At 60.3% G+C, this 11,016-nt stretch carries 9 protein-coding genes; 4 read left to right on the top strand and 5 right to left on the bottom strand.

The genetic code is table 11. The annotated features are described in order from the left end of the window. Positions 1–189 (top strand): hypothetical protein (locus tag AX756_RS26545; RefSeq protein WP_231701169.1); only part of this gene is annotated, 189 nt, incomplete at its 5' end. Here AX756_RS26545 and AX756_RS23875 read toward each other — a convergent pair. From AX756_RS23875 to AX756_RS23885, 3 genes are all read right to left on the bottom strand, one after another. Further along, on the bottom strand, positions 183–3,641 hold the full coding sequence (locus AX756_RS23875; protein WP_068318183.1) for a translocation/assembly module TamB domain-containing protein: 3,459 nt from the start codon (positions 3,639–3,641) through the stop codon (positions 183–185). The genes AX756_RS26545 and AX756_RS23875 overlap by 7 nt on opposite strands. Next, a complete protein-coding gene (locus tag AX756_RS23880; protein ID WP_068318186.1) occupies positions 3,641–4,276 on the bottom strand; it encodes a MarC family protein in 636 nt (211 codons plus the stop codon). The genes AX756_RS23875 and AX756_RS23880 overlap by 1 nt, the downstream gene beginning before the upstream one ends. 79 nt (positions 4,277–4,355) lie before the next feature. Continuing rightward, complete coding sequence (locus AX756_RS23885; RefSeq protein ID WP_068318189.1) at positions 4,356–5,222, bottom strand: efflux RND transporter periplasmic adaptor subunit; 867 nt, start codon at positions 5,220–5,222, stop codon at positions 4,356–4,358. Positions 5,223–5,400: 178 nt separating this feature from the next. Here AX756_RS23885 and AX756_RS23890 point away from each other — a divergent pair, with 178 nt between their 5' ends. Continuing rightward, entirely contained in the window at positions 5,401–6,363 is a 963-nt protein-coding gene (locus AX756_RS23890) for a helix-turn-helix transcriptional regulator (protein WP_163886852.1), read from the top strand. Between the two features lie 4 nt (positions 6,364–6,367). Here AX756_RS23890 and AX756_RS23895 read toward each other — a convergent pair whose 3' ends face one another. Further along, a complete protein-coding gene (locus AX756_RS23895) occupies positions 6,368–7,681 on the bottom strand; it encodes an MFS transporter (RefSeq protein ID WP_068318195.1) in 1,314 nt (437 codons plus the stop codon). A gap of 97 nt (positions 7,682–7,778) precedes the next feature. Further along, the gene (locus tag AX756_RS23900) at positions 7,779–8,843 is read right to left on the bottom strand and encodes an alpha/beta hydrolase (protein WP_068318198.1); all 1,065 of its coding nucleotides are present in this window, start codon (positions 8,841–8,843) and stop codon (positions 7,779–7,781) included. A 300-nt stretch (positions 8,844–9,143) separates the two neighbouring features. On the opposite strand from AX756_RS23900, the gene AX756_RS23905 reads away from it, so the two are divergent. Together AX756_RS23905 and AX756_RS23910 are read left to right on the top strand one after the other, a co-directional pair. Further along, entirely contained in the window at positions 9,144–9,608 is a 465-nt protein-coding gene (locus AX756_RS23905) for a phosphate-starvation-inducible PsiE family protein (protein ID WP_068318201.1), read from the top strand. 264 nt (positions 9,609–9,872) lie between these two features. After that, the gene (locus tag AX756_RS23910) at positions 9,873–10,505 is read left to right on the top strand and encodes a tyrosine-type recombinase/integrase (RefSeq protein ID WP_068318203.1); all 633 of its coding nucleotides are present in this window, start codon (positions 9,873–9,875) and stop codon (positions 10,503–10,505) included. The last annotated feature ends 511 nt before the right edge of the window (positions 10,506–11,016 follow it).

Raw genomic sequence — 11,016 nt, forward strand, 5'->3', positions numbered from 1 at the left:
CATCGGCAGGATCGATGCTTTGGACGTCCCAATCGGCCTTCGGTGTCGAAGTCTGCTTTTGATCGGCACCGTCAGGAAGTTCTTCATTTCAAGGTTCTGATCGAGGGCGAACGATCCCCTTCTCCGAAAAAACGAAGCCGGGTCACAACCGGCGGCTCCTTGCCGATTGCCCCTCTTGGCACTCAGTAGTCACGTGTGAAGAAAAGCCCGATGGATCCATTCCCACCAGAGCGGGACCTACCGACGACGGACAGGTTATTGTTGAGTTCCAACTCGATCACGACCTCGGAGTCGCCGGCCCTGTCGGAATCCACTCTCAGAAGCACATCGCGGCGGGCCGGCCTCGGGCTTTCGAGCGGCGCATCGCCCAAGGGGGCGGTGGAGTGGGATCGTCGTCCGACCTGAATGGCGAAAGGGTCATCGAGGCTCCCCGAAGCAGCGCTGGCCACACCGAAGAGGAATTGCGCGGCCTGGAGCGCGCTGACCCCATTGATGGGGTTTCCAAGAAAGAACCGGGACACGGCCTCGTCCGGAGGATAGCGGTTGAACCTGCCAGGTTCGGTCTCGCTGGGAAATGGTGACGAGCCAATGAACTCGACGTTGAGGTCGTTGACTGGGCCGGACAGTACGGTGTCCAATACAATGTCGCGCCGTTCCCCTCGGGCCACGAACTCAACCCAGGGAACGAGCCCATTGCGCAGCCAGAGGTTGCCGGCGGTCAGGTCAAGGCGCCGACCGAGAAGACTCATTTTCCCGTCCAAGATGCCTATCTTTCCGGTGGGTCGGATGTCACTTGAGTTTCCGCCGACGTGCAACTCACCACCGAGGTTGGCGGAAAGCGATGCGCCTTCGACCCGTATTGTCCCCGGAACGGAAACTGCTACATTGAGGTCGATCGCAGGTCCTGCAATCGCAATCTCGTCCGCAGCTTTCACGCCTGCCCGCGCCCGGGTCTGACGGACATTGGCAGGCTCGTTGACATGGCGGATTGTCGGGATCGGCGCGGCCGTCGGAAATAGCTTCGACGTCAGATGGACGACCGTGTCACCGATGTTCAATCCGCCGCCAATCCCAAATCCGATTGTAGTGTCTCCCGAAAGTACGATGCGGCCGTCAACCGCACTGCTGAAGATCCCTGCACGCTCAAGCCTGAAGGACTGCAGATCGCTGCTCAACCTTGTCCGAAAAGGAGGCTCGAGTTCCGTCGTTCCGGACAACAGAACGCCGCCGCCGGAGCTGCCGGCCGCATTGCCATCAATCCGAACCTGCCCGTCTGTTAGTCGAGCCGCGAGATCGATGCCTTCGAGCTGTTCGGTGATACCGGCGACCGACAAGCGTGCCCCTTTGATGGCAACCCCGCCCGACAGTTCTTCCACAGACAATGGAGCGCTGGTCTGAACTTCGAAGCTCGCATTGCCTTCGATGGCGTTGGGGGCGATGACGGCGTTGATCATCCGCAACGGCATGTCACCGCGGAGCGAATAAGAGGGGGGATCGTCGGAGGTCGGAAACTGGGCATTGAGCCTTGACCGGATTGCGCCTGGACCGTTTGATTGAAGATCGATCATCCAGCCCGTCAGGTCCTGTTCGGCCCTGCCTTCAACGGAGATGCCGGTATCAAACGGCGCCGGAAGAGACGGGAGCCCCGGTATTCGCCCCGTGACACCCAAACTGGACGCTTGAGCTTGAAGCACACCCAGCAATGCGGCGGACAAGTCGTCTGGCCCATTCATGACGAGAGATGTATGCCAGACGCCACTATCTGTTTCCCGGAGGCGGGCCACGACGCTCGCTTCTCCAGGAAAAGGTGGGGCGAAAAAGGCAAGGTCCCGAAGCGTGGCATCCAGAGCCAAGGCGCCCCGCGCATCGCCGATACGACCGTCAGCCGACACTTGCAGGGCTTCCGCCTTGATGACCGCTCCCCGGATCTCGGTGCCTTCGATGTCGCGCAGCAGATCCGCAGTAAACACAAGATCGGTTCCGAGAAGAGTGTCTACGTCCGGAATACCAGTGTGCAGGTCACCGAGCGCAACCTCCATCCGGGCGTCGATATCCCCTCCCAGAAGATCAAAATCTCCCGCGACCGTCAGATCGGCCCAGCCGTTGATATCCAAAGGGGCTGGCCATTCAAAAACCGTCAGGTCCGTGAGCGAGCCCGATGTTTCTCCCGACAGGATCAGGCTGCGATCCTCCGCTCTGATCTCTCCCTCGAAGGCAATGTCGGCATTGGCAGCGTCCAGCTCGACCCTGTCTACTCGGATTGGGCTGCCTTCCTCCCAACGGACCGCGCTATCTGCCCGAAGGTTGGCACCGAGAATTCGGGCAAGCGCAGAATCGGGAAGCTCCAGCCCCAGAAATTCAGCGAATCCGTCAATACTTACGCTGCGCGCGCCAGGTTCGTCCGAGATCAGACCGTTCCCTTCGAGAACCAGGGATTCGAGCGCGCTTTCGTTGCGTTCGAAACTGTTCACTCGGCCTCTCACAAACCACCTTTCGCTGACATCTGCATCGAAATCAGCTGTGATGAATACGCTTTGGACTGATAGCGGATGTTCGGGTGCTGGCAGAAGGACGCTTTCTCCGTCTTCGCTTTGGATTTTTCCACGAAGCGAGAATGCATTGGGAATGTTGTCCGAACCGACATCGGCCGATCCGGTAATGGTCATTTCCGCGGTCGAAAGACGAAACTCGGAGATCTGGAAGGACGAGTCGGCTCGGCGCAGCGCATCCACCGAGATTTCGCCGTCCGGGCCGAAGAAATCACGGAAATCCGGCTCGAAAAGCGGGCGAACATCCCCGCCGACTTCGAGCGCGAGTCGTTGTGCGCCATCTTCGTCACCGCGAGAAGTAAAACTGCCATCGATGCGTTCGATACCGTTTGTCTCAAGGTTCAAGTCTGCCGCGAAATCGTCGAAGGTCCCTAAGCCGGATATCTGCAGGTCGATCGACGGAAGACCCGGCAAACCCAGGATCCGGGAGGCAGCGCCGCCAGGCGCTTCGCGGATCCTTGTCTTGAAATCGATGTTTTCGGCGCCGCTATCGTAGCCCAGTTCGAGTTCGAGAAAGTCTGACCGTCCATCGATCCTCGCAACCTCGAGTTGGCCCTCACCGCGGCTTCGGGCCAGATTCAGATTTCCTCCAATCTCGAACTGCGCCGGCGTTTCGAACGCTGGGCCGGATACCGTTACGGCGGGCAGGTTCAGATCTCCGATCCGGAACGAGACCGGGAGTTGAGGAAAGGAAAATCCACCTGCCTCCGGTGATATGCCACTGTCCTCGTCGGCACTGGCCCATCTACGGAGGGTCACCTCCTCGGCGCTGACCTCGCGGAAGTTCACGTTCCGGCTGACCAAAGCGGTTCGGTTCCAGTCGATGACAAGGTTCCGGATCACCAGCCATTCGCCGAGATGATCGGAAGCGCTTACGCGATCCACCTTGACCGGCCCACGTGTCACGCCGGACATTCCCTCGATCAGAACCTCGCTGCCCTCCACACTGAGCAGGTCTTCAAGAAGACGCGTCACATAACCTCGGTCCTCTCTGGTCTGGGCGATTGCCTCCGAGGATGGGTACATAAGCAGGGAGAGCAACACCAAGGTGACCCGCAGGATGTGCATTGCTCCGGAAAGCAGACCAGCCATCACAGGCTCCCGGTCATCGCGATTTCTACCACGGCCGACAATACGGCATTCGCGGCGACAGAGGCGAGGATCATACCCATCACGCGGCTGATAATGGCCGCGCCGGAGTTTCCGATCAGGCGAATGATCGGGTCGGCGAGCAACATGAAGATGTAGGCGACGGCGAGCACCACCACCATGACGGCGGCCGTCAGCGCCTGATCCAGGACTGGCTGGGTCGTGTTATCGGTCAGCAGGACGATGGCCAGCATGGCGCCGGGGGAAGCAAGCGAAGGCACCGCCAGCGGAAAGATGGCGGGCGATGGCTGCTCTGCGCGACCGGCATCCGCATCCGCGGCATGCATGTCGGACTCCGATTTGGGTTCTCCGAAAATCATCGTCAGGGCAAACAGGAAGAGAACGATCCCGCCGGCGACCTGGAACGACAGCAGGCTGATGCCAAGCGCTTCGATCAGGATCTGCCCGCCGACGAGGAAGAAGAGTAGGACACCGATGCTCACCAGGGTCGCCAGCAGAGCCGTGGAGCGCCGTTGGGGTGCAGTCATCGCGGCCGTAACCGCGATGAAGACAGGGATCGTTCCGATCGGGTCGATCACGACCCAGAGCGTGATGAAGCGTTCCAACAGGTCGGTCATTGTCTTTTCTCCCGAGTGTCAACACTCTGAGCTATATTTCTCTTTTCCGATAGCAGCTTGGCACACATCATCGAGCGCTTCACTTGATCACCGATATGCCGACTGTAACAGGAAGCCCGGGAATGAGCAGCGTCTCCGGGTTGGGCACTTCGGCCCAGATCGCAAGCGTACTGTCTTCTGCGCTCAGCGCATTCGCAGTGGCGATGATACGGCCGGTCTCCGAAATCTGTTCTCCCGTAGGCAGGGTGACTTCGACGGACACTGCATCAAGCAGGTTTCCAAGCCGGTCCGGGGCGGCGGCATAGAGTTCAAGCAGGGAGGTGTAGGGGTGGTGGAACGACACAAGCACCGGGTCCAGTTGCGTCACCTGGGACAAGATCACGCCGGTGTCCGCCTTCAGATAAGAGCCGGTGGGGTAATTCACGCCATCGATGTGGCCGGCAATCGGCGCTCGGACCGCCGTCGCCGCAAGCTGGATCTTCGCGAGATCAAGGGTCGCCTCGGCCTCCAAAAGGTTGGCCGTTGCGAGTTTGACGGCGTTCTCGGCGTCGGCGCGGGCGGTTGCCGAGGTGTTGCCTCTCTCGTGCAGCGCGGAGGCCCTGGATAGGGCAGCAACCGCTGCGTCCAGGTCGACCTGCCGCCGCGCCACGTTGACCTCCGCCGTCTGCAGCTTAAACTGGTACGCGGAGTCGGCAATTTCAAAGAGCGGCTGCCCCGCTTCGACCTGACCTCCCATGTTGAACAGGACACGGGACAGCAAGCCATTCACCGAGTTGGAAACGACGGCGCGCTCTTTCACCTCGACCCTGCCGTCGAAGGAAAGGTTTTCGAGCAAGGTGTTGAAGGACGGACCGCCTTCCATTGGAACTGCGGCGATGGCCGCTGGGCTGACGATAGCAAGCGCCGCGGAGACCAGAAAAGTTGCGAAGGGGATGCGGGTTGTCATGACGGTAAACCTATCAGATAGCAGGAGTTTTCTTTCGATCCAGAGATATGAACGCCCGGTCGGCGGCTGAATGGGCCGGGCAGTTCCCAAAGTGATCAATCGACGACATAGTGGAGCCGTGCGTGAACCGATGCAGAATTCCCGGGGGTTACTTCCCACGATCCAAAGGCTGGACTCCTTGGCTTCTCGCAGGATCGTGGAGCGCGGGTTGAAAGACCTTGGGCTGACACGGTCCGTCCTCGAAGGGCCGCCCGTGCATCTGCCGTTGCGATTGCACGCTGGCCTATTGGAGCACGTTGCGAGGACAATCGGCGAAGAGCATCTCGGCGCGATCCTGGCAAAGGGCTTCTCCTTCGCCTCGCTGGCCGGTGCGAACTCCTACTCGAATTACGTCCTCGGCGCGTCACGGCTGGATCTCGCCCTCCAGCGCACAATGCGCGCGCTTCCCTTCCTTCAACGCGGCACCAATATCCGGACCCGGCGCGATGGGCAGCATCTCGTGGTCAGCTATGACACGCCGCTCGGCGGGGGCATCGCTGTCCAACTCCTCGAACAGGAACTCCCGCCAGTTCTAACCGGGTTCGTGCGGCCGTTCCTCGGTCCTGACTGGGTGCCGGACTGGATCGAACTGCCCCAGACGCACCGCCTTCAGGCAAGGGCGCTTGAGCGCGTGTTGGGTACGGAGGTTCGCTCGGGAGACATGCTGCCGGGGATCGCGATCCCGCTGTCACGGATCAACGCGCCGTCACTCCTCGATGACGCAGCGCGGCTGGAGATTACGGCGTCCGGCGTTCGGGAGTTGCGTTTTCTCCGGCCGCCACGGACCCGTTCGGACGCCGTTCGACAGGCGCTGCGGATGCAGCTCAACAAGGGAAGCGCCTCGGTAAACGATGTTGCCGAGGCGCTCGGAGTTGGCGTGCGGACGTTGCAGCGCCAGCTGTTGGCAGAAGGGGGTTCATTCAAGGATCTCGCGCAGTCCGAGCAGATCGGTCGGGCAAAGATGCTTTTGGCGGAGACCGATATGAGCGTGGCGCAGGTGGCCTACTACCTTGGCTTTACCGAGGTGAACAGCTTCCGGCGGGCTTTCCGGAGCTGGTTCGGTGCCACGCCGAGCCAGTTCCGGTCATCGTCTTCCGGCTGAGCTGTCACATTGCCGGGTCCGGCAGGGGCTCGTCCGCGTCCTCTTCGGAACCCGCCTGCTCATCGGCGGCTTCGGCTTCGGCAAGCTCGCCTGCAGTCTGCACCATTTCAAGGCTTCCGACCGGGATCGGCATGGCCGGGACGGTTTCTTCGGGCGCTTCAATCTTGCGGGAGCGATGCCAGACGACCGCGACGACCGCGATATTCATCAGGATCAGAGCCGACGGCATGGCGTTGTCAGCGAGAAACGGTGTGAGCGCCATGATCGTGAGCGGTCCCAGGACGGAGCCAGCCGAGTAGATGACCAGCATGGTCGTCGAGACGGTGATCATCTTGCCCTCATCGGCGCGGTCGAAGGCGAGGGCCGAGGCTACGGAGTACATCGGGTAGATCGATGCGCCGATCAGCAGTGACATGAGAAATCCGAGCCCCTGCCAGATCCGACCCTGATCGCCCGTGAGAAGTGCGCCTTCATGCGATCCGAGCGCGATCATTGCCACGGCCTGCACGAGGATCGGCACGGTGAGTGCGGCCATGAGATAGCGGCGGTCCATCCGGTCCGACAGTGCGCCGATGGGCCACTGAAACAGCAGGCGTCCGAGATAGATCGTCATGATGATCATGGCGACGAGGCCAACGGGGACGCCATGCGTGGTCAGGTAGAAGGGCACGATGGAGATCATCGCTGCGACGCTGAAACCGGAGGCGAAGGACGCGACGCCGGCCGAGACAGATGGCAGGCTGAAATAGATCCTCCGGCCTTCCTGGCGCTTCACCTCGGGCTGTGTCGCCGCTGTGGTCGCGATGACGACCACCGAGATGTTCATCAGGACGGCAAAGACAAGCACGAGTTGGTCCGCATTGTTGCCCATCCAGAGAAAGACCAGCTGGCTGACCGTGGAGGCGAGCCCGAGGACGATACTGTAGGCGGCAATCACCTTCCCACGCGAATTCGAGGGCGCGGACTGGTTGATCCAGGTGTCCGAGACGGCCAGCACGGCGGCGATGGAGGCACCCATGACGAAGCGGAGCGCAGCCCAGCTCAGGGCGCTGTCTGTCATGTCCATGCCTATGATCGAGATCGTGGCAACGGCGGCAGCGGCCGCGAAGACCCGGATGATACCGATGCGAGCGGCCTGTGTCGGTGTCGCAAGGCAGCCGAATGCGAATCCCAGCGAAAAGGCAGCGGCGATGAGGGAAAGTTCGGCCTGTGTGCCGCCATTCCTGGCGACGAAGATGCCGACCATGGTGGTGATGGCGGCATTGGCAAGGTTTACTAAGAACGAAGCCGCCATCAGCGTGGAGAGATGTCGAAACATGGGGTTGGTCCTTGGGGATATCGGGATCAAACGCTGCGACCGGTCGCGCGTGTCATATGCCCCCGGGCCAATCTGTGATCCGGGGGGCGTTGGGGGCTCAGTTCAGGTGCCGGTCGAAGAACTCGTAGAGCTCCCGCTGTGCATCTTCGGCCTCGGGAACGGGGGTCAGCAGGTTCTGCATGTAGTCAGCATGGGCCTGGCCGTCATAGACATGCAGGTCGGCCTCGACGCCAGCGTCCCGCAGGGCACGGTGCATCCGCACAGTGTCGCTCAACAGCAGGTCGCGGGTGCCGGAGATCAGGACCGTCGGCGGGAACCCTTCGAGGTCCGCATTGACCGGCGACAGCAGCGGATCAGACGGGTCGGCTTCCCCGATATAGAGATCGAACGCGCCGGCAAGTGCACCTTCGCGTCCGCCGAGCGGGTCGAGGCCTTGTAGCGTGTTCCAGGTATCGGACAGGTTCTCAAGATCGGTCGCCGGGGTGCCGGCGAAGATGGCGCCCGGCAGGTCCGCGTTCATCTGGCCGAGTTTGACCGTTGTCGCCAGGGCGAGATTGCCGCCAGCGGAGGTGCCGAATATCGCGGTCTTGCCCGGATCTGCCTCCGCGGTGATCTCGCTCCAGACCGCAACCGAATCTTCAAGCGCCGCCGGGAAGGGATGCAAGGGAGGTTGACGGTAGTCGACCGAGACCACTTCGACTCCCAGTCCGACTGCTGCCCAGATCGCCTCGCGCAGGGCGCTCTCGCCGCCGCCAAAGACCCAGGCACCGCCATGGGTATGCATGAAGACGTGATCGTCCCACCGTGGGTCGGTCTCTCCCGGTGTAACGACGAAGGCCGGGACGCCAGCGATTTCAACCTCTTCATAGGTGGCGTTGTTGAGTTTCGCGCCGAGGCGAGCGAGTTCCGCACCTGGTGCATCAATGGTCGCCTGAGCTTCAAGCCAGGCCTCAATGGACGTCGGTGCAGGCGGGGTCGGCGCGAACTGGCGGTCCTGTACGACTTGCTGCATTTCCGGCGACAGGCCGGCCGGCATCGGCACGGTGCGCTCTTCCAGAAGCGTCTCGCTGAAAGTGTTTGCGGCGCTTTCAGCGCCCACAACCGGCATGGCGACGGACAGGGCCAGGAGCAGGCTGACGGGGACGGTGATCGACTTTCGCATTGGGGAACTCCTCTGATGCTTTGATTGCGTTTTGCAATCATTTCTGTGTTGAGCTTCAGATATGATCCGCTCTGAGGTGCTGCCACCGAGCAAAGTGATCAATCGACGACAGTCGGTTGTCGGGGTCCGTTGCTGGGATGACTGGCCCGTCTCCGGGACATAGAGCTTTCCAGAGCGCGACGTTGCACCGGATCGCGTAGTCTGGATGAAACGCCAGCCGCGACAAGCTCTAAGGCTTGGGAAAGCAGATTTGCCGGAAATGGAGCGGATCCGGCGTCACGAAGAAACAAGGTTGAGACCATGAGCAAGACCGATCCCACGGATAATGACCAACATGTGGAACTGGATCCAAACCATGAAGACCGCATAGTCCGCACGAACAACAGGCTGATCCGTCACGGCATTCGCCTGCTGTCGGTCGTCATGGTTGTCGTGATCCTTTTCGCAATCGTCGACACCGCCTACACCTTCGTCATTAAGATGATCAGCCCACCGATGTTCATTCTGGAGGTGGGCGATCTGCTGGATGTCTTCGCGGCCGTGCTTGTCGTACTGATTGCCGTGGAAATATACAGCAACGTGACTCTTTACCTGACCGCGAATGTCATTCACGTGAAGCTTGTCGTGGCAACGGCGCTGATGGCGGTGGCTCGAAAGGTGATCACCCTCGACAGCAAGGATCTCGACGCGGGGTACTTCCTCGGTTACGCGGCTCTCGGCCTTGCCTTCGGATTGACTTACTGGCTCCTGGCAAGGGAGGAATGACAATCCGATTCCTATCTCCCGCGAAGCGGACACTCATATTCGCTGCGGCGAACTTCCGGAGTCCGCCCGTTCTGACTGATGCTGCGGTTGCGAACGGCGCAGGTGGACAATAATCCCGAACGGCAGATGCGTGTAAACACCTGCCGAGCACCTCGGTTTCCGAATTCGATTACGATGTTCTCCAAAGCCGACGTGGAAACATATATTGGGTAGCGGACGCTGGGTCGGCGCTGCGGATGGGAGTGGCGGATGTGAGGAAACGTAATGGAAAACGTGAACCTTCCTGCCATCCGGGATTGTCGACAGCCGTGGAACAAGGGGCGAGTTGTCGGCCAGAAACGACCGCTGCTGCCCAATCACGTTTGGGCAATCCGGGTAAGGCTGGAACTCGCTGAGCGGAAACGTGATCTGGCACTCTTCAATCTTGCCATCGACAGCAAACTGCGAGGGTGCGACCTCGTAAAGCTCGAGGTCGCGGATGTCTACGCTGCCGGGCTGGTCAAGGAGCGCACTTCGATAATCCAAAGCAAAACGGACAAACCAGTTCGGTTTGAGATTTCGGAAGGAACTCGGAAATCGATCGCGCAATGGATCGCAGACCCTTTGATGATCGGATCGAAATTCCTGTGGCCAGGTCGCTTTCATGAGCGGCTGCATATCTCTACCCGCCAGTATGCGCGCCTAGTTCGAGAATGGGTCCGGTCGATCGGCTTGGACCCCAATTCGTACGGAACGCATTCAATGCGTCGTACCAAGGTTGCGCAGATCTACCGCAAGACCGGCAACCTGAGAGCAGTACAACTCCTACTGGGACATACGAAGATGGACAGCACTGTCCGTTATCTCGGTGTCGATTTGGAGGACGCACTCTCGATCGCCGAGTCTGTCGATCTCTGACGAGTTGGGCCGATCAACCCGATCGGCCCATCATCTCGAGCCGTTTTTCGAGTCGGCTTTGCCGACCTAGCAGTCATTCTCGGCAGTGCAGCAATCCCTGCCTTGCTAGTTGGACGGCTGTCCAGGCGGAGTGGAAGCGAACCTTCGCGGCGTCTCCCACCAAGGTCAAGTCAGCGGACGTTGCTGCCGCTGCTGGACCGAAACAGAAGGTCTGCTCCCTGCGCTCTTTGACCACGGAAGCATCTTGGAGGATACCCGCACCGCGAAGCGTTGTCCTGTCATCGTCACCCATGTGTTTGTTCACAGGCGCATGTTGTCGATAGATCTCAGGACAAAGTGGTACTGCTGCCACCGGTTATCTCTGTTTCCCTGTGTTGGGTGTCATTTCAACGAAAGTCTTAGATTTATCCTGAGGGAGTTCCCAGGTTAAAACGATCATATCTCAGCGACCAGATTTCACTGTGACCTGCCCCCCGGAAAGTCCCTCACCGTAATGTAGAGTCTGCCCAAC

Source organism: Aliiruegeria sabulilitoris, assembly GCF_001558155.1.
GTDB lineage: Bacteria > Pseudomonadota > Alphaproteobacteria > Rhodobacterales > Rhodobacteraceae > Tropicimonas > Tropicimonas sabulilitoris.

Excerpts from the sequence above, each read along its gene's own strand:
- AX756_RS23905 (WP_068318201.1), top strand. The coding sequence starts at position 9,144 with ATGAGCAAGACCGATCCCACGGATAATGACCAACATGTGGAACTGGAT.
- AX756_RS23895 (WP_068318195.1), bottom strand. The coding sequence starts at position 7,681 with ATGTTTCGACATCTCTCCACGCTGATGGCGGCTTCGTTCTTAGTAAAC.
- AX756_RS23900 (WP_068318198.1), bottom strand. The coding sequence starts at position 8,843 with ATGCGAAAGTCGATCACCGTCCCCGTCAGCCTGCTCCTGGCCCTGTCC.
- AX756_RS23875 (WP_068318183.1), bottom strand. The coding sequence starts at position 3,641 with ATGGCTGGTCTGCTTTCCGGAGCAATGCACATCCTGCGGGTCACCTTG.
- AX756_RS23910 (WP_068318203.1), top strand. The coding sequence starts at position 9,873 with ATGGAAAACGTGAACCTTCCTGCCATCCGGGATTGTCGACAGCCGTGG.
- AX756_RS23880 (WP_068318186.1), bottom strand. The coding sequence starts at position 4,276 with ATGACCGACCTGTTGGAACGCTTCATCACGCTCTGGGTCGTGATCGAC.
- AX756_RS23885 (WP_068318189.1), bottom strand. The coding sequence starts at position 5,222 with ATGACAACCCGCATCCCCTTCGCAACTTTTCTGGTCTCCGCGGCGCTT.